The sequence below is a fragment of the Burkholderia sp. IDO3 genome, assembly GCF_003366075.1.
GTDB lineage: Bacteria > Pseudomonadota > Gammaproteobacteria > Burkholderiales > Burkholderiaceae > Burkholderia > Burkholderia anthina.
This window is the reverse complement of record NZ_CP028963.1, coordinates 1948437-1968999: the sequence shown is the minus strand read 5'-3', so window position 1 is coordinate 1968999 and position 20563 is coordinate 1948437. Positions and strand designations below refer to the sequence as shown.

The following is a 20563-nucleotide window of genomic DNA, read 5'->3' as shown; positions in this document are numbered from 1 at the left end:
CCGGTAACGATGCGCCGTGTCGTGCGGGCCTGGAGGAAAGGGAAATGACGGACGTAGTGATCGTATCGGCCGCGCGGACCGCGGTCGGCAAATTCGGCGGCTCGCTGGCGAAGGTTGCAGCACCGGAACTGGGCGCGGCGGTGATTCGCGCGGTGCTGGAGCGCTCGGGCGTGAAGCCCGATCAGGTGAGCGAAGTGATCATGGGTCAGGTGCTGGCGGCAGGCTCGGGGCAGAACCCGGCGCGCCAGTCGCTGATCAAGGCCGGCCTGCCGAATGCGGTGCCGGGGATGACGATCAACAAGGTGTGCGGCTCGGGCCTGAAGGCCGTGATGCTGGCAGCGAACGCGATCGCGGCGGGCGACGCGGAGATCGTGATCGCAGGCGGCCAGGAAAACATGAGTGCGTCGCCGCACGTGCTGCCGGGCTCGCGCGACGGGTTCCGGATGGGTGACGCGAAGCTGGTCGACACGATGATCGTCGACGGCCTGTGGGACGTGTACAACCAGTACCACATGGGCATCACGGCGGAGAACGTCGCGAAGGAATACGGGATCACGCGCGAAGAGCAGGACGCATTCGCGGCGCTGTCGCAGAACAAGGCGGAAGCCGCGCAGAAGGCCGGCCGTTTCAACGACGAGATCGTGCCGGTGTCGATTCCGCAGCGCAAGGGCGAGCCGCTGCAGTTCGCGACGGACGAATTCGTGCGTCACGGCGTGACGGCGGAATCGCTGTCGGGCCTGAAGCCGGCGTTCTCGAAGGACGGCTCGGTGACGGCGGCGAACGCGTCGGGTCTGAACGACGGCGCGGCGGCGGTGCTGGTGATGTCGGCGCAGAAGGCGGCGGCCCTGGGGCTGACGCCGCTTGCGCGGATCAAGGCGTACGCGAACGCGGGGGTGGATCCGAGCGTGATGGGGATGGGTCCGGTGCCGGCCTCGCGCCGTTGCCTGGAGCGTGCGGGGTGGACGCCGGGCGACCTGGACCTGATGGAAATCAACGAGGCATTCGCGGCGCAGGCGCTGGCGGTGCACAAGCAGATGGGCTGGGACACGTCGAAGGTGAACGTGAACGGCGGCGCGATCGCGATCGGCCACCCGATCGGCGCATCGGGCTGCCGGATCCTGGTGACGCTGCTGCACGAGATGGTCAAGCGCGACGCGAAGCGCGGGCTGGCGTCGCTGTGCATCGGCGGCGGGATGGGCGTCGCACTCGCGGTCGAACGTCCGTAACCGGCCGTTCGTCACCGCCAAACCGATCCGTGCGCCGGCCGATTGCGGCTTCGGCCGGCGCCACGTGAAGTCAGAGGGGCCTCCGGCGGCTCTCAAAACCAAGAAATGGAGTGAGATTTATGTCTCAGCGAATTGCGTACGTAACGGGCGGGATGGGCGGCATCGGCACCAGCATCTGCCAGCGTCTGTCGAAAGACGGCTTCAAGGTGGTCGCGGGTTGCGGCCCGAATTCGCCGCGCCGGGTGAAATGGATCGAGGACCAGAAGGCGCTCGGGTACGATTTCATCGCATCGGAAGGCAACGTCGGCGACTGGGAATCGACCAAGGCAGCGTTCGACAAGGTCAAGGCCGAAGTCGGCGAAATCGACGTGCTGGTCAACAACGCGGGCATCACGCGCGACGTCGTGTTCCGCAAGATGACGCATGAAGACTGGACGGCCGTGATCGACACCAACCTGACGAGCCTGTTCAACGTGACGAAGCAGGTGATCGACGGGATGGTCGAGCGCGGCTGGGGCCGGATCATCAACATTTCGTCGGTGAACGGCCAGAAAGGGCAATTCGGCCAGACGAACTACTCGACCGCGAAGGCAGGCATCCACGGTTTCACGATGTCGCTCGCGCAGGAAGTCGCAACGAAGGGCGTGACGGTCAACACCGTGTCGCCCGGCTACATCGGCACCGACATGGTGAAGGCGATCCGCCCGGACGTGCTCGAGAAGATCGTCGCCACGATTCCCGTGCGGCGTCTCGGCGGCCCGGAGGAAATCGGTTCGATCGTCGCGTGGCTCGCGTCGAACGATTCCGGTTTCGCGACGGGTGCCGACTTCTCGCTGAACGGCGGCCTGCACATGGGCTGAACGTCCGGGCCGCGCAGGCGAAATGGCTGCGCGGCCCGGCGTGTCCGAAGGCCCCCGCCTCCCGGATTCGGGCGGCGGGGATTTGTCACTTGCGCTACGCTGCACACGAAGGCGTTACATGACTACTACAAAGAAAACGGCCGAGCGGCTCATCAAGAAGTACCCGAACCGCCGGCTCTACGATACCGAGACGAGCACGTACATCACGCTGACCGATGTCAAGCAGCTCGTGCTGGAACAGGAGGACTTCAAGGTCGTCGATGCGAAATCCAACGAAGACCTGACGCGCAGCATCCTGCTGCAGATCATCCTCGAGGAAGAAAGTGGCGGCGTGCCGATGTTCTCGTCGTCGATGCTGTCGCAGATCATCCGTTTCTACGGTCATGCGATGCAGGGCATGATGGGCACGTATCTGGAAAAGAACATCCAGGCGTTCATCGACATCCAGAACAAGCTCGCGGATCAATCGAAGAACCTCTACGAAGGTAACGCGATGAATCCGGAAGTCTGGTCGCAGTTCATGAACATGCAGGCGCCGATGATGCAAGGGATGATGACGAGCTACATCGAGCAGTCGAAGAACATGTTCGTGCAGATGCAGGAGCAGATGCAGAACCAGGCAAAGTCGATGTTCAGCACGTTCCCGTTCAAGCAGCCGGGCGCGCCGGAGCCGGAGAAGAAGTAACGTATTTGCGGCGGGCCGGCCGCGGGACGGTCGGCGCCGCGACGTGCGGCGGTGCGAGGCGACCGATCGTGTGCCCGGGCACGATGACGGTCGGTGGCCGGCCGCCGCAGGATGCCGCCGACGGTCGTTCCTGATCGTCGGCGCCGGATGCCCGTGCCTTCGCGCGAGGCGGGCAAGACCGTTGTCCGGTCGAGCGAATTCCAGACGTCAGTCCAGCCGAATCGGCGCATTGCGTGTCCGGTTGCACGTGTTCGCGCGCGTGCCGGCCGCGATTGCCCGCGATGACGTTTCGTGCCCGTACGACACGCCACGCGCGATGCCGGCGCGGTGCGCCGGCATTCCTCGCTCAGCGTGCCGGATCGAGATCCTGATGATCGTCCGCAGGCGGAAGGTCCAGCACGAGCTTCACCGCGCTGTAGTTCGCCTTCAGCGAAAACACGCGGCCGATCACGAGAAACGTCTGCCGCGAATTCTCGAGTTCGACGAAGTCGCCGGGTTGCGGCACATGCGCGCCCTGGTCATACGAAAAGCTGGTGCTGGTTTGCTCGCCGATGGTTTCGGCGGCGTGCTCGGTGAATTCGATCGTGATGTGGGTGGTCATGCGAACCCCGTTGGGTGTGAAGAGAGCGGATGCCGAGATTTTCGCATGGCAGCGGGGCGGTTCCACGGCGATTCTTGGAGGTTTCTCGCGGCGCGGCGCGGGTCGGCCGTGTCGGTGGGCTCGTCGTGCCGCATGGAAAGGGCCGGATCGCTTTGCTCTGTCCGCCCGGCGCGCCCGCACGGGTCGCACATCGGCATCGCGATCCGCTGCGTGCCAACCGCCGGTTTTGCCTCGCTGACCCATAAATAGCTGTAAACTCACGCTTTTGCCGCCACGCCCCCACATTCCAGATGTCCCAGTCCCCCAAAGTAGGTTTCGTTTCACTCGGGTGCCCGAAGGCGCTCGTCGACTCCGAACAAATCATCACCCAGTTGCGTGCCGAAGGTTATGAAATCTCCGGCACGTACGACGGCGCCGACCTCGTCGTCGTCAACACCTGCGGCTTCATCGACGAAGCCGTGCAGGAGAGTCTCGACGCGATTGGCGAAGCGCTGACCGAAAACGGCAAGGTGATCGTCACCGGCTGCCTGGGTGCGAAGTCGAGCGCCAGCGGCTCGAACCTCATCGAGGAAGTCCACCCGAAGGTGCTCGCCGTCACCGGCCCGCACGCGGTGGGCGAAGTGATGCAGGCCGTGCATTCGCATCTGCCGAAGCCGCACGACCCGTTCGTCGACCTGGTGCCGCCCGCCGGCATCAAGCTCACGCCGCGTCACTACGCGTACCTGAAGATCTCCGAAGGCTGCAACCACCGCTGCACGTTCTGCATCATCCCGTCGATGCGCGGCGACCTCGTGTCGCGTCCGGTCGCCGAAGTGATGCTCGAGGCGGAGAACCTGTTCAAGTCGGGCGTGAAGGAACTGCTCGTGATCTCGCAGGACACGAGCGCGTACGGCGTCGACGTGAAGTACCGCACGGGCTTTTGGAACGGCAAGCCGATCAAGACGCGCATGACCGACCTGGTCGCCGCGCTCGGCGAACTGGCCGCGCAGTACGGCGCATGGGTGCGCCTGCACTACGTGTATCCGTATCCGAGCGTCGACGAAGTGATTCCGCTGATGGCCGACGGCCCGTTCAAGGGCCATGTGCTGCCGTATCTCGACGTGCCGTTCCAGCACGCGCATCCGGAAGTGCTCAAGCGCATGAAGCGCCCGGCGAACGCGGAGAAGGTGCTCGAACGCGTGCAGAAGTGGCGCGAGATCTGCCCGGACCTGACGATCCGCAGCACGTTCATCGCGGGTTTCCCCGGCGAGACGGAAGCGCAGTTCGACACGCTGCTGGACTTCATCCGCGAGGCGGACCTCGATCGCGTCGGCTGTTTCGCGTATTCGCCGGTCGAAGGCGCGACCGCGAACGAACTGGACGGCGCGCTGCCGGACGAGGTGCGCGAGGAACGCCGCGCGCGCTTCATGGAAGTGGCCGAGGAAGTGTCGGCACAGCGCATGCAGCGCAAGGTCGGCAAGACGCTCAAGGTGCTGATCGACGAAGTCAGCGCGGAAGGCGGGATCGGCCGCACGGCGGCGGATGCGCCGGAGATCGACGGCGTCGTCTATGTGGAGCCGGCGACGAAGGCGTCGAAGCGCTACAAGGTCGGCGATTTCGTGTCGGTGAAGATCACCGGCGCGGACGGCCATGATCTGTGGGGCGAGGTTTAAGCGATGACCGCAGCGTTTCCGCAGATCCTCGCGCTCGGCGAGGCGATGATCGAATTCAACCAGTCGCAGCCGGGCCGTCCGGAGTTCCTGCAGGGCTTCGGCGGCGACACGTCGAACTTCTGTATCGCCGCGGCGCGCCAGGGCGCGTCGACGGGCTTCGTATCGGCGATCGGCGACGATCCGTTCGGCCGGCTGCTGGCCGACATGTGGGCGTCGGAACGCGTCGACACGACGTACGTGCGGATCGACCGCACGGCGCCGACCGGCGTGTATTTCGTCACGCACGGGGCTGACGGCCATCAGTTCGACTATCTGCGCGCGGGCTCCGCGGCGAGCCGCTATGCGGTGGCCGACCTGCCGCTCGACGCGCTGGCCGCGGCGAAAGCCGTGCACCTGTCCGGCATCAGTCTCGCGATCAGCACGGCCGCGTGCGATGCCGCGTTCGCCGCGATCGACCATGCGCGCCGCAACGGCGCGCACGTCAGCTTCGACACGAACCTGCGCCTGAAGCTGTGGCCGCTGCCGCGCGCCCGCGCGGTGATGCGCGAGGCGCTGCGCCAGACGGACATCTGCCTGCCAAGCTGGGACGACGTTACGGCACTCACCGGTGCGAGCGATCGCGACGCGATCGTCGACGCGATGCTCGAACACGGGCCGCAGGTCGTCGCGCTGAAACTCGGCAAGGAAGGCGCGTACGTCGCGACGCCGCACGAGCGACGCGTCGTGCCGGGCTTCGTGGTGGAAGCCATCGATGCGACGGGCGCCGGCGACTGCTTCGGCGGCGCGTTCGTCGCGCGGATCGTCGCGGGCGACGACCCGTTCGCAGCGGCGCGCTATGCGAACGCGGCGGCGGCACTGTCGACGACGGGCTACGGCGCGGTCGCGCCGATTCCGCACCGCGATGCGGTGGAACGCCTGATGCAGGGCTGACGCGAACGACGCACACTGTCCGCGGCCGCGCACGACCGGTTCATTCGAACGACGTGACGTGGCGGCGGTCGCTGCGCGTTCGCGACGAGGCGTATCGGCGACGCACGGTCACGGTCAATCGCCGTGATCGGCGAACGAATCTGAAGCAAGGAGCAATACAAGGTGGGTCGATATTCGGAATGGCCGCGAGCGCTCGTGCTCGCCGGCGCGCTGGCAGCGGGTTTCGCGATGCCGGGCGTGGCCGCGGCGCAGGTTGCCGCATCGGGTGCGCAGCAGGATGCGCCGGCGCCTGCGCGGCCGCTGCGGCCGAATCCTGAATTTGCCCGGCTGCCGCGCTACGAGGGCACGCTCGGCGATCGGCCGATCGTCGTGCATCTTGGTCCGAAGACGGACGAAGAGGGCGTGCACGGCGAATACCAGTTCACGGATACCGGCGAGGTGATCCTGCTCGCGGGCGACCGCGACGGCGATACGCTCGAGATCGAGGAATCGAACGACGGCACGAACATCACGGGCGTGTGGATCGGCCGCTTCGATTCGACCGGCGCCCTGAAAGCCGACCGGATGAATTCCGACGAATCGGATCCGCAACCCGTCGTGCTGCATCCCTCGCCGGCCAAGCGCGCGGCGCTGCAGGTCCGCAACGGTCGCGTGCAGGAAATCGAGACGGTCGGCGGCGTCGTCAACCTGCGTACCGACGACTGAGAGCGCCCGAGCGCGCGCTGGCTTGGTGTGCGCGGCGCGCATTGTACCGGGTCAAGCGCGCCGATTTTGGCTAATCTAGCAGGATATTCCGCAACCGAACGGCCTTGTGCCCGCCCTCTGCCATGACTGCATCCACACCCAAGCGCGCACTGCAAACCCGCATCGTTCAACCCGACGACGTCATTCCGGAAGGTTTTCGCTCGTTCGTGCCGCCGGTCGCGCGCGCGTCGACGGTCGTGTTCCCCGATCTCGCGACGATGCGCGCGCTGGTCTGGCACAACGACAACCAGTGGCGCTACGGTCTGCATGCGACTCCGACGTCGCTCGCGCTCGCGCAGCGGCTCGCCGAGATCGAAGGCGGCACGCACGCGCTGCTGCAGCCGTCGGGTCTCGCGGCGATCATGAACGTCTATTTCGGGATCGTGAAGGCGGGCGACGACGTGCTGATCCCGCACAACATCTACGGACCGAACGCCGATTTCGGCAACTGGCTCGCGAAGGATTTCGGCATCACCGCGCGTTTCTACGATCCGCTCGTGGGTGCGGGCATCGCCGACCTGATCCAGCCGGACACGCGGCTGATCTGGATCGAGGCGCCCGGCTCCGTGACGATGGAAGTGCCCGACGTGCGCGCGATCACGACGGTCGCACAGGCGCGCGGCATCGTCACCGCGATCGACAATACGTATTCGGCCGGGCTCGCGTTCAAGCCGTTCGAGCACGGCGTCGACATCTCGGTGCAGGCGCTGACCAAGTATCAGTCGGGCGGCAGCGACGTGCTGATGGGCGCGACGATCACCGCGAACGCGGAACTGCATGCGCAACTGAAACTCGCGCGGATGCGCTGCGGGATCGGCGTGTCGGTGGACGATTGCTCGCTCGTGATGCGCAGCCTGCCGAGCATGCAGGTGCGTTTCGACGCGCACAGCAAGAGCGCGCTCGCGCTCGCGCAGTGGCTGAAGGCACGGCCGGAAATCGCGGCGGTGCTGCATCCGCAACTGCCGGACTGCCCGGGCCATGAAGCGTTCGTGCGCGACTTCACCGGCGCGGGCGGGCTGTTCTCGGTGGTGTTCGACGAACGCTACAGCGCCGAGCAGATCGACCGTTTCGTCGAGGCGCTCGAGCTGTTCGCGATCGGCTGGAGCTGGGGCGGCGCATGCAGTCTCGCGATGCCGTACGATGTCGCATCGATGCGCGCGGACTGGCCGCATCGCGGCACGCTGGTGCGTTTCTACGTCGGTCTCGAGGACGAAGCCGACCTGCGCGCGGACATCGAGCGCGCGCTGCAGGCCACGCTCGGCCGATAATCGCGGCAGAAAAACGCAACGCCGGCGCGATGCGGCATCGCGCCGGCGTTTTGCATTGGCGGCTCGCGCGGATCAGAACAGCCGCAGCAGCCCGTCGAGGCCGACGTGATCGAACGCGACGGTGGCCGCATCGCGCACGACCGGCTTCGCGTGGAATGCAACCGACAGCCCGGCTTCGGCCATCATCTTCAGATCGTTCGACCCGTCGCCCATCGCGATCGCGCGGCTCGGCGCGATGCCGAGCGATGCGCACGTATCGCGCAGCATGCGCGCCTTCACGTCCGCGTTGACGATCTCGCCGAGCACCTTGCCGGTCAGCTTGCCGTCGACGATCTCGAGCGTGTTCGCGTGCGCGTAGTCGAGGCCGAGGCGCGCCTTCAGACGTTCGGTGAAGAACGTGAAGCCGCCCGACACGAGCAGCGTCTTCAGGCCGGCGGCCTTCACGCCGGCGAGCATCGTCTCGGCACCCGGCGACAGTTGCAGCCGTTCTTCGTACACGCGTTCGAGCGCCTGCGCGTCGAGGCCGGCGAGCAGCGCGACGCGGCGCGTCAGGCTTTCGTTGAAGTCGCGGATCTCGCCGCGCATCGAGGCTTCGGTGATTTCGGCGACCTGCGTCTTCAGCCCGCAGAAGTCGGCGATCTCGTCGATGCATTCGATCGTGATCAGCGTCGAATCCATGTCCATCACGACGAGCCCGAAATCGCCGAGTGCGCGGCCGGCGTCGACGAAGCCGAAGTCGAGCGCATGCGTGCCGCAGTACGCGTCGATGTCGAGGCGCTGCGCCGGATTCGCGTGTTCGATGCGCAGCGCGTGATCGTCGGTCTGCACGATGCGGGTGCCGCGCGACAGCGCGAGCAGCGGTTTGTGATGCGCGTCCGACAGCGGCGCGAGACTCTGGATGACGAGGTTCTGGGTCATGACGGAATGGTTGGAAGCGAATGAAACGCGTGCGCGGCCGGCATGCGGCCACCTGCGAGCGCGGGCCCCGTTCGGCTGCGGGCCGCGGCGTTGCGAACGCGCCATTGTAGCCGGTTGGTATCCGGTCGCGATCGGATCGCCGGCGGATGCGGCCGTGAGCGGCGCCGGAAGCCGCTCCCCGTGGGATTTGCCGGGCACGGGCGCCTATCGTTCGTCCGCGCGATCCCAGTAAGGCGGATCGCCGAAGTGATCGGCGAGAAACGAGATGAATGCGAGCGTCTTCAGCGGCACGTGCGCGCGGCTCGGATAGACGGCCCAGATCGCGATGTCGTTCGCGAACGGGTAGTCGTCGAGCACGGTGACGAGCGCGCCGCTCGCGAGCAGCGGACCGACGTCCCAGGTCGACTTGATCGCGATGCCGAAGCCGTCGACGAGCGCTTCGCGGATCGCCTCGCCGTTGCTCGCGACGAGCCGGCCGCCGACCCGCACGGTGAGCGGGCCTTGCGGCGTCGCGAACGACCAGTCGCGCTGGTCGCCGAGGATCACGCATTCGTGCTGCGCGAGGTCGGCCGGATGGCGCGGCGCGCCGCGTTCGGCGAGATACGCGGGCGAGCAGCACAGCACGCGCCGGTTTGCCGCGAGCTTGCGCGCGACGAGCGTCGAATCCTTCAGCGCGCCGAGGCGGATCGCGACGTCGTAGCCGTCGTCGACGAGGTCGACGATCTCGTCGGACAGCCGCAGGTCGAGCGACACGGACGGATAGCGGCGCAGGAACGCGGGAATCACCGGCGCGACGTGCTGGCGGCCGAACGACGACGACATCGACACCTTCAGCCGCCCGTACGGTTCGCTGCGGCCATGCCCGACCGACGCGCGCGCGGCGTCGGCGGCCGACAGCAGCGCCTCGGCGCGCGCCATGAAGATTTCGCCGTCCTGCGTGAGGCTGATGCGCCGCGTGGTGCGATGCAGCAGCCGTGCGCCGAGCTGGCGCTCCAGTTGCGCGATGCGCGCGCTCGCGACGGCCGCCGACACGCCGAACTCGCGCCCGGCCGCGGTCACGTTCGCGAGCAATGCGGCGCGCACGAACAGGCCGACGTCGAGCAGGTCGAGCGGCTTGTCGGGGGCGGATACCGGATCGGATGCCATTCTTCGGAAATTCCTGAAAATGTTTCAGGAAATATAGCGGTTTTCTGAAATGATCGGGCGGCCTACGATGGGATCCATGGGGGCTGCGTCGCGGCCCGCCCGATTTCCGTGAACCCAGAAGGAGTGTCGTGATGAAAGCCGTTGGACTGACCCGTTACCTGCCGATCGACGACCCGCAGGCGCTGCTCGACGTGGACTTGCCGCAACCGGTGCCGGGCCCGCGCGACCTGCTGGTGAAGGTCGAGGCGATTTCCGTGAACCCGGTCGACACCAAGGTGCGCGCGCCGAAGCCGCAGGTCGAGGAAACGCCGCGCGTGCTCGGCTGGGATGCAGCCGGCACGGTCGTCGCGGTCGGCGCCGAGGTCACGCTGTTCCGGCCGGGCGACGCGGTGTTCTATGCGGGCAGCATCACGCGGCCCGGCGCGAACAGCGAATTTCACGCGGTCGACGAGCGCATCGCCGCACTCAAGCCGCGCACGCTCGATTTTGCCGCCGCGGCCGCGTTGCCGCTCACCGCGCTGACGGCCTGGGAGGCGTTGTTCGACCGGTTGCGCGTGTCGCCGCAGGGCGCGGACGCCGGCAAGTCGGTGCTGATCGTCGGCGGCGCGGGCGGGGTGGGCTCGATCGCGATCCAGCTCGCGAAGACGCTCGGCAAGCTGCACGTGATCGCGACGGCGTCGCGACCGGCATCGGCCGAATGGGTGCGCTCGCTCGGCGCGGACGACGTGGTCGATCATTTCGGCGATCTGCCGGCCCAACTGCGCGGAATCGGCCGCCCGAACGTCGACTACGTGCTGATCTTCAACGACACGGATCGCCATTTCCCTGCCGCCGCGGAAGTCATCCGGCCGCAGGGCGGCATTTGCACGATCGTCGAGAACGAGAAGCCGGTCCCGGTCGAACAACTGAAGGCGAAGAGCGCCGCGTTTCACTGGGAGTTCATGTTCACGCGGGCGATGTTCGAGACGCCGGACATGATCGAGCAGCACCGGATCCTGAGCGAGGTGGCCCGGCTCGTCGACGGCGGGACGCTGCGCACGACGCTCGGCGCGCAGCTCGGCACGATCAACGCCGCGAACGTGCGGCACGCGCACCGGTTGCTCGAAGCCGGGCGCGCGATCGGCAAGCTCGTGCTGAGCGGCTTCTGAGCGGCTGCCGAGGCGGGCATCGCGGGTACGGGATGCCGCGTCGCGAACGCAAGGGGGGTAACACCCGATGCGTTTGCGGCGCATTGCCTGCCGCTTGGCGGTAGACTGACAACGCATCATGCATCGAAAACCGCGCGGCGCGCGCGTGCCGCCGCATTACAAGGAGGTCAGCATGAGCCAACGCAGCTTGTCAGTCGCCGCATCGTGGTCGGCCGTATTCGCGGCGGCGTGCGTCAGCGCGAGCGTATTCGCGGCGCCGCCGGTCAAGGGCAGCCTGAAGGGCGGGGGGACAGGGCAGCTCGAATACACCGTCAAGGTCGATTCGAAGATCTTCGGCAACACGCAGGAGACGCGCAAGATCCGCTCGGGCGAAACGGACGACTTCAACTGGAAGTCGGTGCCGCCGAGCGGCGCGGTCGCGATGCCGGACGGCTGTCCGAACGCCGACAATCTGCCGCGCGACGAGAACGGCGCGATGGTGCGCCAGACCCAGATCCGGCTCGCGCCGTCGGTCGACGCGAAGGGCATCGCGAACGTGCAGATCAGCTTCCAGGCCGCCGCGCCGAAAGGCACGCGCAACGTGAGCGTCGGCGGCAAGTCGCTGCAATGTCCGGACGCCATATCGGTGAGCCAGGTCAAGTGGATATCGATTTCGACCAATGGCGGCTCGAAGTCCGTCACGATGAGCGACGGCACGAAGGTGACGGTGTCGATCAAGCACTGAGCGGTGCGCGCGCAACCAATTGCCATCCGGATTCGCGCGATAGCGGCATGGTGGCGCGTGAGCGTTTCGTGCCGCGTGCCGCTACGCCGCTATCGCGCGTCGTCGCGCCGGGCACCGGCGCGCATCAATGCGCGCGTTCCTCGAGCCGCGATGCGAGAAAGCGATGATCGGCCGAGAACAGCCGGCGATACGTCATCAGTACCGCGCCGACCGTACCGAGCGCGGATGCCGCGGCGATCAGGAACATGATCACGATCTGGTAGCGCACGGCCTGCAGCGGCGACTGGCCCGCCAGCACCTGGCCCGTCATCATCCCCGGCAGGCTCACGACGCCGACGACGGCCATCTGGTTGAGCGTCGGCAGCATGCCGGCACGCACGGCCTGGCGTGCCGCGTCCTGTGCGGCCTCCCAGCGCGTCGCGCCGAGCGCGAGCGCGGTCTCGACGCGGTCGCGCCGTGCGGTCAGTTCCTCCATCATCCGTTCGACGCCGAGCGACACGCCCGTGAGCGTATTGCCGAGGATCATCCCGAGGATCGGGATTGCATATTGCGGCGCGTACCACGGATGAATGCGGATCACGACGAACAGGCCGATCGCCGCGACGAGCCAGCTGCTGAACCAGATCGATGCGATGCTGTCGACGCGCTGCCCGCGATATGTGTGCTTGCCGCGCCCGGCGCCTGCGAAGCCGGCGATCAGCGTCATCAATGCGGTGAGCGGCAGCACGACGGTCCAGTGCGGATGGCCGAACACCCAGCCAAGCACGTAGCCGATGGCGAGCAACTGCACGACGGTTCGCACCGCCGCGAGTGCGAGCTTGCGGCCGAGCCCGAGCGACAGCGCGGCCGAGAGTGCGCCGTTGATCGCGACGAGCGCGGCGGCGATGCCGACGTCGACGAGACTGAGATCCTGCAGTGCCGGGCTCATTGCGCGGCCTCCTTCGGGTCCGTGGCGCGCAGCACGCCGGCCTGCATCACGAGCCGTGTCGCGGCGATGCGTGCGGCCTGCGCCGGATCGTGCGAGATCCACATGTATGCGCGTGCATCGGACGCCGCATCGAACCACGCGCCGACGAGCGCCTCGATCGCGCGCGTCGAATCGGGATCGAGCGCGGACGTCGGTTCGTCCAGCAGCAGCACGTCGGGATCGAGTTGCAGCACGCGCAGCAGCGCGGCGATCTGCGCTTCGCCGCCCGACAGTTCGCTCGCGCGCTTGTCGAGGAAGTCGGCGCCGCGGCCGGCACGCGCGGCGAGCGATTCGACGCGCGCGCGGTCGAACGCGACGTCGCGATAGATCGCGAGCGAATACGGGTAACGCAATTGCGCTTCGACGGTGCCGTCCATTTGCGCGGGGCGCTGACGCACGTAGGCGACGCTGCGCCGGTAGCGCGGAATCGCGCTGCGCCGGATCCGTTTGCCGCGCCACAGGATGTGTCCGCCATCGAGCGGATCGAGTAACGCGAGCGCGCGCAGCAGCACGCTCTTGCCCGATCCAGACGGCCCCGTGACAGCAATTCGCGATCCCGCCGCGAGGCTGAAGTCGGTCGGGGCGAGCAGCGTCTTGCCGCTGCTGGTGTCGCGGCGCGTGATGTGCTGCGCATCGATGAGGCCGGTCGGGGCTGTCATGTCAAAAGTGAAAAAAAGCGTTAACGGTGCCGAAGCGTGTCCGCAGTGTGCGTCATAATACCGATTGAAAAGCCGCCGGTGTCGTGCGCCGTTCATTCACGCAAGCGGCCCGACATGGCGCAAAACCCGGCAGAACAACAACGGACCCGCCATGACGCTAACCCGAGCCATCGGTAAATCGGCTGCATGGATCGTCGGTATCGTCGCAATCGTCATTGCGGCAGCCGGCATCTTTCTCTTCACGTTCGACTGGAACCACGCGAAGCCGTGGATCAACGAACGGGTGACGGCTGCACTCGGCCGTCCATTCGCGATCAACGGCGACATCAAGATCGGCTGGCGTCGCCCGTCGGGCGAGACCGGCTGGCGCGCGTGGGTGCCCTGGCCGAGCTTCTCGGCCACGCAACTCGAGATCGGCAATCCCGATTGGGCGAAGGCGCCGAAGTTCGTCACGCTCGACGCCGCGCATTTCGATCTGGCGATCCTGCCGCTCTTCGCGCACGAGATCGTCATTCCGTCGATCGACGTCGTCAATCCCGCGGTCGACCTCGAACGGCTCGCCGACGGTCGCAATACGTGGACCTTCCAGTTCCAGCAATCGTCGCAGCCGTCGCCGTGGAAGGTGCGGCTGGACAGCTTCGGTTTCGCGAAGGGGACCGTCGCCTATCGCGACGCGATCACCAAGGCCGATCTCACGGTTGCGATCGATACGCTCGGCCAGCCGATTCCGCTCGGCGACGTGCTGAAGGAGCAGGAGCAGACGTCGCGTGCGGCATCGGCCCAGCGCGTCGGCAAGCGCGGCGCCGCGCAACTGAGCGCGAAGGCGCATGCCCAGGCCGCGTCGAGCGCGTCGGCGGCGGAGGGCGCGAGTGCGGCGTCGCCCGTGGCGGCGTCCGGTGCTGTTCCGGCTGCCGCGAGTAGTTCGGGCTCCTCCGCATCGGCGGTCGCATCGGCCTCCGGTGCAAGCGGCGCCAGTGGCGCGGCCGCCGCGGCGCCGTCCGGGCCGACGTATGCGTTCGGGCTCAAGGTCGACGGCCGCTACAAGAACGTGCCGATCAACGGCACCGGCAAGGTGGGCGGCGTGCTCGCGATCGAGAATGCGACGCAACCGTTCCCGTTGCAGGCCGATGTGAAGGCGGGCGATACGCGGCTCGCGATCGTCGGCACGCTGACCGATCCGATGCATCTCGCGGCGATCGACCTGCGACTGTGGCTGCAGGGCACGTCGATGTCGCACCTGTACCAGCTTACCGGCATCACGCTGCCCGACACGCCGCCGTATGCGACCGAAGGGCGCCTGATCGGCAACTTCAAGCCGCACGCGAGCACGTTCCGCTACGAGAACTTCAACGGCCGCGTCGGCGGCAGCGATCTCGGCGGCACGCTCGCCTACGCACAGAGCGAACCGCGGCCGAAGCTGTCGGGCGAACTCGTGTCGAACCTGCTGCAGTTCTCCGATCTCGCGCCGGTGATCGGCGCGGACACCGCCGCGAGCAAGGCCAAGCGCGGCGACACGACGCGCCAGCCGCCGGGGCGCGTGCTGCCGGTCGAGACGTTCCGCACCGACCGCTGGCGCGCGCTCGACGCGGACGTGAAGTTCACCGGCCGCAAGCTGATCAAGAGCGCGAACCTGCCGATCACGAACCTGTACACGCACATCGTGCTGCAGGACGGCGTGCTGTCGCTCGAACCGCTGCAGTTCGGCGTCGCGGGCGGCACGCTCGCGACGACCGCGCATCTCGACGGCAGCGGCACGCCGCTGAAGGGCCGCTTCACGGTGGCCGCGCGGCACTTGAAGCTCAAGCAGCTGTTCCCGGCGCAGAAGGTGATGCAGTCTGCGCTCGGCGAGATCAACGGCGACGCGTCGCTGTCGGCGACCGGCAACTCGCCGGCCGCGCTCGCCGCGACCTCGAACGGCGAAGTGAAGGCGCTCGTGACGGACGGCCGCATCAGCCGCCTGCTGATGGAGGCGGCGGGGCTGAACGTCGCGAACGTCGTCTACGAGAAGCTGTTCGGCAACCGCGACGTGAACATCAATTGCGCGGCGATCGACTTCGCCGCGACCAACGGCATTCTCGATCCGAAGGTGTTCGCGCTCGATACCGACGACGCGCTGATCAACGTCGACGGCACGATCAGCCTGCGCGACGAATCGCTCGATCTGAAGATCCATCCGCATACGAAGGGCTTCCGGATCTTCTCGCTGCGCTCGCCGCTGTACGCGAAGGGCACGTTCAAGAATCCGGACGTCGGCGTCGATGCGGGCGCGCTCGCGCTGCGTGCCGGCGCGATGATCGGCCTCGGCCTGATCAACCCGTTCGCGGCGCTGATTCCGCTGATCGCGCCGAGCAACAACAAGGGCGTGCCGTGCTCGCAGCTGTTCGGGCAGATGAAGGAGAAGGCTGCGCAGAGGCAGGCGGCGAAGGCAGGGAAGTAAGGGGCGAGGGCGCTGGCGGCGCCGGGCTGCTGCGGTCGGTTGCCGTCGGCGCCGGGGGCGCGCTTCGGATGGCGCGCACGTCCATTGCCATTGCACCGGTCAGCGTACCGCCGTGTTGGCATTAAAGGGGTCTGGTTGCGCGATATGGCCCTCGGGCCGCGGGGGCGACCGTCCTGCAATTCACCGCCGGGCTCAGGGTGGCCGGGCGTGACCGCCGCCGGCTACCGTCGAAGGGGCGCGTGCCGCCGCATTCACGGGTTGCCCGGCCGCGTGGAAACCCCTTGTCACACGCCGTCGCAGTGGCGCGGTCGGCAGTTTCTCCGACACCTGCTAAAATACACGGTTTTCCGTCGATTTCTCTCTTACGGGACCTGCCGTGCTTTCTACTGCCAACATCACGATGCAATTCGGGCCGAAGCCCTTGTTCGAGAATATCTCGGTCAAATTCGGCGAGGGCAACCGCTACGGTCTGATCGGCGCGAACGGCTGTGGCAAGTCGACCTTCATGAAGATCCTCGGCGGCGACCTCGAGGCGAGCGCTGGCAACGTCGCGCTGGAGCCGAACGTGCGTCTGGGCAAGCTGCGCCAGGACCAGTTCGCGTATGAAGACGTGCGCGTGCTCGACGTCGTGATGATGGGCCACACCGAAATGTGGGCCGCGATGACCGAGCGCGACGCGATCTACGCGAACCCGGAAGCCACCGACGACGACTACATGCACGCGGCCGAGCTCGAAGGCAAGTTCGCCGAATACGGCGGCTACGACGCCGAGGCGCGCGCGGGTGCGCTGCTGCTCGGCATCGGCATCGAGGAGAAGTTCCACACCGGCACGATGGCCGACGTCGCGCCGGGCTGGAAGCTGCGCGTGCTGCTCGCGCAGGCGCTGTTCTCGAAGCCGGACGTGCTGCTGCTCGACGAACCGACCAACAACCTCGACATCAACTCGATTCGTTGGCTCGAGCAAACGCTCAACGAGTACAACTCGACGATGATCATCATTTCGCACGATCGTCACTTCCTGAACTCGGTGTGCACGCACATGGCCGACATGGACTTCGGCACGCTGAAGGTCTGGCCGGGCAACTACGACGACTACATGCTCGCATCGGCACAGGCGCGCGAGCGCCAGGCTGCGGCGAACACGCGTGCGAAGGAACGCGTGGCCGAGCTGCAGGACTTCGTGCGCCGCTTCTCGGCGAACAAGTCGAAGGCCCGCCAGGCAACCAGCCGTGCGAAGCAGATCGACAAGATCAAGATCGAGGAATTCAAGCCGTCGTCGCGTCAGAACCCGTTCATCCGCTTCGAGTTCGAGAAGAAGCTGCACAACGTCGCCGTGGTTGCCGAAGACATCACGAAGAAGTACGAGCGCACGATCTTCCAGAACTTCAACCTGTCGGTGCAGCCGGGCGAGCGCATCGCGATCATCGGCGAGAACGGCGCGGGCAAGACGACGCTGCTGCGTTCGCTGCTCGGCGCGCTGCCGCTCGAGCACGGCACGGTGAAGTGGTCCGAGAACGCGAATGTCGGCTACATGCCGCAGGACACGTACGAGGAATTCCCGAACGACATCACGCTGATGGACTGGATCGACCAGTACCGCAAGGATGGCGACGACGAAACGATGGTGCGCGGCACGCTGGGCCGCCTGCTGTTCTCGTCGGACGACATCAAGAAGTCGGTGAAGGTGCTGTCGGGCGGCGAGAAGGGCCGCATGATCTGGGGCAAGCTGATGCTCGGCCGCCACAACGTGCTGCTGATGGACGAGCCGACCAACCACATGGACATGGAGTCGATCGAGTCGCTGCAGATCGCGCTCGAGCAGTTCGAAGGCACGCTGATCTTCGTGTCGCACGACCGCGAATTCGTGAGCGGGCTGGCGAACCGGATCATCGAGGTGAAGACGGACGGCACGCTGTTCGACTTCGGCGGGAATTACGAGGATTTCCTGACGAGTCAGGGGCAGGAGTAATTGCCCGGGCGGTCATGCCCGACACTGATGTATCAGCAGCCCGCCAGGTGGAAGCCTGGCGGGCTTTTTCGTATCCGGAATATCCGGGCCGGCCGCCCGTCGTGACTGAACCGGCTCGATACGCAGCGGGCACCGGCCGACGGGGCGCAGCCGCGTGCCCGTCCATTCGCGCGATCGGCCGCCGCCGGAAATGATTGTAAAAACGACCCGCGCACACCATCCGCGCACCATCGCTCCGCACCGCATTCCCCGTCAAGTATTGTCAAATCCGCCGCAATATCACGATGCCTGACGTTTCGCGCCGGTGTCGAGGCTGTCATCGGCCGATTGATTGAGTATGCTTTGATTCGAATCGCGGTACTTATGCAGTCACTACAGGGAGGCTTCACATGAATGCACGTCTATACCGCGCGACCGTAGCCGGCGCGCTGATCGGATTGCTCGCGCCGTTTTCGGTCGCCCATGCGCAGCTTGGCGATGTGCTGAAGCAGGTCGGCGGCGGTGACTCGGGCAGCAGCGCGGGCGGTGCGCTGGGCAACCTGGGCGGCCTCGGCGGCGCGCTCACGGGCGGCGGCGGCGCGTCGTCGCTGATGTCGGGCAGCAGCAGCAACGTCGCGGGCCTGCTGCAGTTCTGCATCCAGAACAACTATCTCGGCGGCGCGTCCGGCGGCGCATCGTCGGTGAAGGACGCGCTGATGAGCAAGCTCGGCGGCAATGCGTCGTCCGACAGCGGCTATACGAGCGGCGCGAGCGGGATCCTCGACGCGGGCAACGGCAGCAAGGTCGACCTGAGCGGCGGCGGCCTGAAGCAGCAGGTCACCAAGCAGATCTGCGACAAGGTGCTCGCACAAGGGAAGTCGCTGCTGTAAGCCGGCGTCGCGTACCGTTCGCGCACGTCGAGTCCGTGCGCGAACGACAGAAAGGGCCGGTGTGGCGGCGGAAGCAGGCTGTCGCCATCACCGGCGGTAACGTCCGGCCGCGTCAACCCGAAAAGTCCGTCACGACCGTCACACCGGCGCCTTCGAACCGGTTCATGTTCATCAGCGCGTCGATCGACTGTCCGAGACGGATTTCCTTGCCGATCAACAGGCTCGGCGCGAGCGTGCCGGCATGCACCATATCGAGCATCGCGTCGTAACGATGCGCCTGCATTCCGTGGCTGCCGAGAATCTCCAACTCGTGTGCGATGACCTTGCTCATCGGCACGGCCGGCGTCGCATGCTCGCCGAGCATCAGCCCGACCTGCACATGCTTGCCGCGGCGGCGCAGATTGCTGATCGAGTTGAAGCAGGTCGTCGGATGGCCAAGCGCATCGAGCGACACGTGCGCGCCACCGCGTGTGATCTCCTTCACCGCATCGACAACGTCGGCGACCTGCGACGCATTGACGGTCGCCGCGGCGCCGACCGATCGCGCCAGCGCGAGCGCCTGGTCCGAAATGTCGATCGCGACGACGTTCGCACCGATCGCATGCGCGATCATGATCGCCGACAAACCCACGCCTCCGCAGCCGTGCACGGCGACCCACTGGCCGGCCGACGTGCGGCCCTGGTCGACAACCGCGCGAAACGACGTCACGAAGCGGCATCCGAGGCTCGCCGCAGTGGGGAAATCGAGTGCATCGGGCAGTCGCACCAGATTCAGGTCCGCGTGATGGATGCCGACATATTGGGCGAACGAGCCCCAGTGCGTGAAACCGGGCTGAAACTGTTGCTCGCAGACCTGCTGGTTGCCCGAGTGGCATTCCGGGCAGCGGCCGCAGCCGCCGACGAACGGCACTGTGACGCGGTCGCCGGCCTGCCAGCGCGTGACTGCCGCACCCGTCGCGACCACGACGCCTGCCAGTTCGTGGCCCGGCACATGCGGCAGCACGATGTCCGGGTCGTGCCCCATCCAGCCGTGCCAGTCGCTGCGGCACACGCCGGTCGCCTTGACTTCGATCACGACGCCGTCGGATGCCGGCGTCGGATCGTCGACGTTCATCAACCGCGGTGCGGCGCCGAATGCTTCGTAGACGACTGCTTTCACTATCCCCTCCTTGATCGAATGATTCTTTCAATATAGCCCGGCGAAAGTGGATTTATCTTTCGTTTCGCAATTGAGAAGCGGGTATTTTTGAGATAGTCTTGCGACCATCGCGCGATTGCCGCAAGGAGCTTTCATGGAGCAGCTGGACAGGATCGATCGTGGCATGCTCGACATGCTCCAGCAGGACGGGCGCGTGTCGAATGCGCGGCTCGCCGAAGCGTTTTCGCTGAGCGAGACGTCCTGCTGGCGCCGGCTCAGGCGGCTGGAGGAAGCGGGGCTGATCGCGGGCTATCACGCGCGGCTCGACCGCAGAAAGCTCGGGCTCGGCGTGATGGCGTTCGTGCAGATTGTTTGCACGCAGCACAGCGAGGAGGTGACGGCCGAGTTCGAGCGGCTGATCCAGGCCAGCCCCAACGTGCTTGCGTGCGACAACACGACGGGCGAAGCGGACTTCCTGCTGCAGGTGGTGGCAGCCGATCTCGACGAATACAGTCATTTCGTCGAAAGAGTGCTGCGCAAGCTGCCGGGCGTGCTGAGCATCCGCTCGAACCTGTCGCTGCGGCAGTTGAAGTCGACGCAGCGGTTGCCGATTGGGTGACGG

Annotated in this window: 19 protein-coding genes; 13 read left to right on the top strand and 6 right to left on the bottom strand. The window is 66.6% G+C overall.

What is annotated here, in order from left to right; genetic code table 11:
* Nucleotides 1-44 precede the first annotated feature (44 nt).
* The 3 genes from DCN14_RS23755 to phaR all read left to right on the top strand — a co-directional run bounded on the left by DCN14_RS23755 (nucleotide 45) and on the right by phaR (nucleotide 2771).
* Nucleotides 45-1226 carry an acetyl-CoA C-acetyltransferase gene (locus DCN14_RS23755; protein WP_115531440.1) on the top strand — a complete coding sequence of 394 codons (1182 nt, stop codon included), beginning with the start codon at nucleotides 45-47 and terminating at the stop codon, nucleotides 1224-1226.
* 119 nt (nucleotides 1227-1345) lie between these two features.
* Nucleotides 1346-2086 carry a 3-ketoacyl-ACP reductase gene (locus tag DCN14_RS23750; protein WP_096505142.1) on the top strand — a complete coding sequence of 247 codons (741 nt, stop codon included), beginning with the start codon at nucleotides 1346-1348 and terminating at the stop codon, nucleotides 2084-2086.
* 118 nt (nucleotides 2087-2204) lie between these two features.
* Nucleotides 2205-2771: a polyhydroxyalkanoate synthesis repressor PhaR gene (gene phaR, locus DCN14_RS23745; RefSeq protein WP_011549704.1), complete on the top strand. Its 567-nt coding sequence runs from the start codon at nucleotides 2205-2207 to the stop codon at nucleotides 2769-2771.
* 346 nt (nucleotides 2772-3117) lie between these two features.
* On the opposite strand, the gene DCN14_RS23740 is transcribed toward phaR, so the two are convergent.
* Nucleotides 3118-3372: a hypothetical protein gene (locus DCN14_RS23740; protein WP_096505145.1), complete on the bottom strand. Its 255-nt coding sequence runs from the start codon at nucleotides 3370-3372 to the stop codon at nucleotides 3118-3120.
* A gap of 290 nt (nucleotides 3373-3662) precedes the next feature.
* Between DCN14_RS23740 and rimO the strand changes: the two genes are divergently transcribed.
* From rimO to DCN14_RS23720, 4 genes are all read left to right on the top strand, one after another.
* Entirely contained in the window at nucleotides 3663-5024 is a 1362-nt protein-coding gene (rimO, locus tag DCN14_RS23735) for a 30S ribosomal protein S12 methylthiotransferase RimO (protein ID WP_096505147.1), read from the top strand.
* Between the two features lie 3 nt (nucleotides 5025-5027).
* On the top strand, nucleotides 5028-5954 hold the full coding sequence (locus DCN14_RS23730; RefSeq protein ID WP_096505149.1) for a sugar kinase: 927 nt from the start codon (nucleotides 5028-5030) through the stop codon (nucleotides 5952-5954).
* A 162-nt stretch (nucleotides 5955-6116) separates the two neighbouring features.
* Nucleotides 6117-6659 (top strand): hypothetical protein, encoded by a 543-nt coding sequence (locus DCN14_RS23725; RefSeq protein ID WP_096505151.1) that lies wholly within the window; start codon nucleotides 6117-6119, stop codon nucleotides 6657-6659.
* 122 nt (nucleotides 6660-6781) lie between these two features.
* Nucleotides 6782-7966, top strand: coding sequence for a cystathionine beta-lyase (locus tag DCN14_RS23720; protein ID WP_096505153.1), 1185 nt, complete (start codon nucleotides 6782-6784; stop codon nucleotides 7964-7966).
* A gap of 72 nt (nucleotides 7967-8038) precedes the next feature.
* On the opposite strand, the gene serB is transcribed toward DCN14_RS23720, so the two are convergent.
* On the bottom strand, nucleotides 8039-8884 hold the full coding sequence (serB, locus tag DCN14_RS23715) for a phosphoserine phosphatase SerB (RefSeq protein WP_096505155.1): 846 nt from the start codon (nucleotides 8882-8884) through the stop codon (nucleotides 8039-8041).
* A 204-nt stretch (nucleotides 8885-9088) separates the two neighbouring features.
* Nucleotides 9089-10030 carry a LysR family transcriptional regulator gene (locus DCN14_RS23710; protein ID WP_096505157.1) on the bottom strand — a complete coding sequence of 314 codons (942 nt, stop codon included), beginning with the start codon at nucleotides 10028-10030 and terminating at the stop codon, nucleotides 9089-9091.
* 131 nt (nucleotides 10031-10161) lie between these two features.
* Here DCN14_RS23710 and DCN14_RS23705 point away from each other — a divergent pair, with 131 nt between their 5' ends.
* On the top strand, nucleotides 10162-11178 hold the full coding sequence (locus DCN14_RS23705; RefSeq protein ID WP_096505159.1) for a zinc-binding alcohol dehydrogenase family protein: 1017 nt from the start codon (nucleotides 10162-10164) through the stop codon (nucleotides 11176-11178).
* Between the two features lie 172 nt (nucleotides 11179-11350).
* A complete protein-coding gene (locus DCN14_RS23700) occupies nucleotides 11351-11902 on the top strand; it encodes a DUF6013 family protein (protein ID WP_096505442.1) in 552 nt (183 codons plus the stop codon).
* A gap of 124 nt (nucleotides 11903-12026) precedes the next feature.
* Here DCN14_RS23700 and fetB read toward each other — a convergent pair whose 3' ends face one another.
* Together fetB and DCN14_RS23690 are read right to left on the bottom strand one after the other, a co-directional pair.
* A complete protein-coding gene (gene fetB, locus DCN14_RS23695; RefSeq protein WP_096505161.1) occupies nucleotides 12027-12830 on the bottom strand; it encodes an iron export ABC transporter permease subunit FetB in 804 nt (267 codons plus the stop codon).
* Entirely contained in the window at nucleotides 12827-13528 is a 702-nt protein-coding gene (locus DCN14_RS23690; RefSeq protein ID WP_096505163.1) for an ATP-binding cassette domain-containing protein, read from the bottom strand. Before DCN14_RS23690 ends, fetB begins: the two co-directional genes overlap by 4 nt.
* A 151-nt stretch (nucleotides 13529-13679) precedes the next feature.
* Here DCN14_RS23690 and DCN14_RS23685 point away from each other — a divergent pair, with 151 nt between their 5' ends.
* The 3 genes from DCN14_RS23685 (at nucleotide 13680) to DCN14_RS23675 (ending at nucleotide 18803) form a co-directional block, all read left to right on the top strand.
* Nucleotides 13680-15965: an AsmA family protein gene (locus DCN14_RS23685; RefSeq protein WP_096505165.1), complete on the top strand. Its 2286-nt coding sequence runs from the start codon at nucleotides 13680-13682 to the stop codon at nucleotides 15963-15965.
* 376 nt (nucleotides 15966-16341) lie between these two features.
* A complete protein-coding gene (locus DCN14_RS23680; protein WP_096505167.1) occupies nucleotides 16342-17934 on the top strand; it encodes an ABC-F family ATPase in 1593 nt (530 codons plus the stop codon).
* A gap of 389 nt (nucleotides 17935-18323) precedes the next feature.
* Complete coding sequence (locus DCN14_RS23675; protein ID WP_096505169.1) at nucleotides 18324-18803, top strand: DUF2501 domain-containing protein; 480 nt, start codon at nucleotides 18324-18326, stop codon at nucleotides 18801-18803.
* Nucleotides 18804-18915: 112 nt separating this feature from the next.
* Here the strand turns inward: DCN14_RS23675 and DCN14_RS23670 are convergent, their stop codons facing one another.
* The gene (locus DCN14_RS23670) at nucleotides 18916-19962 is read right to left on the bottom strand and encodes a zinc-dependent alcohol dehydrogenase family protein (RefSeq protein WP_096505171.1); all 1047 of its coding nucleotides are present in this window, start codon (nucleotides 19960-19962) and stop codon (nucleotides 18916-18918) included.
* 133 nt (nucleotides 19963-20095) lie between these two features.
* On the opposite strand from DCN14_RS23670, the gene DCN14_RS23665 reads away from it, so the two are divergent.
* Nucleotides 20096-20560 carry an Lrp/AsnC family transcriptional regulator gene (locus DCN14_RS23665; protein ID WP_096505173.1) on the top strand — a complete coding sequence of 155 codons (465 nt, stop codon included), beginning with the start codon at nucleotides 20096-20098 and terminating at the stop codon, nucleotides 20558-20560.
* Nucleotides 20561-20563 lie beyond the last annotated feature (3 nt).

Bases quoted from the DNA above. Each gene is read 5' to 3' on its own strand.
- fetB (WP_096505161.1), bottom strand. From the start codon at position 12,830: ATGAGCCCGGCACTGCAGGATCTCAGTCTCGTCGACGTCGGCATCGCC.
- DCN14_RS23740 (WP_096505145.1), bottom strand. From the start codon at position 3,372: ATGACCACCCACATCACGATCGAATTCACCGAGCACGCCGCCGAAACC.
- DCN14_RS23700 (WP_096505442.1), top strand. From the start codon at position 11,351: ATGAGCCAACGCAGCTTGTCAGTCGCCGCATCGTGGTCGGCCGTATTC.
- DCN14_RS23750 (WP_096505142.1), top strand. From the start codon at position 1,346: ATGTCTCAGCGAATTGCGTACGTAACGGGCGGGATGGGCGGCATCGGC.
- DCN14_RS23675 (WP_096505169.1), top strand. From the start codon at position 18,324: ATGAATGCACGTCTATACCGCGCGACCGTAGCCGGCGCGCTGATCGGA.
- DCN14_RS23665 (WP_096505173.1), top strand. From the start codon at position 20,096: ATGGAGCAGCTGGACAGGATCGATCGTGGCATGCTCGACATGCTCCAG.
- DCN14_RS23690 (WP_096505163.1), bottom strand. From the start codon at position 13,528: ATGACAGCCCCGACCGGCCTCATCGATGCGCAGCACATCACGCGCCGC.
- DCN14_RS23710 (WP_096505157.1), bottom strand. From the start codon at position 10,030: ATGGCATCCGATCCGGTATCCGCCCCCGACAAGCCGCTCGACCTGCTC.
- DCN14_RS23705 (WP_096505159.1), top strand. From the start codon at position 10,162: ATGAAAGCCGTTGGACTGACCCGTTACCTGCCGATCGACGACCCGCAG.
- DCN14_RS23720 (WP_096505153.1), top strand. From the start codon at position 6,782: ATGACTGCATCCACACCCAAGCGCGCACTGCAAACCCGCATCGTTCAA.
- DCN14_RS23755 (WP_115531440.1), top strand. From the start codon at position 45: ATGACGGACGTAGTGATCGTATCGGCCGCGCGGACCGCGGTCGGCAAA.
- DCN14_RS23730 (WP_096505149.1), top strand. From the start codon at position 5,028: ATGACCGCAGCGTTTCCGCAGATCCTCGCGCTCGGCGAGGCGATGATC.
- phaR (WP_011549704.1), top strand. From the start codon at position 2,205: ATGACTACTACAAAGAAAACGGCCGAGCGGCTCATCAAGAAGTACCCG.
- serB (WP_096505155.1), bottom strand. From the start codon at position 8,884: ATGACCCAGAACCTCGTCATCCAGAGTCTCGCGCCGCTGTCGGACGCG.
- DCN14_RS23685 (WP_096505165.1), top strand. From the start codon at position 13,680: ATGACGCTAACCCGAGCCATCGGTAAATCGGCTGCATGGATCGTCGGT.
- rimO (WP_096505147.1), top strand. From the start codon at position 3,663: ATGTCCCAGTCCCCCAAAGTAGGTTTCGTTTCACTCGGGTGCCCGAAG.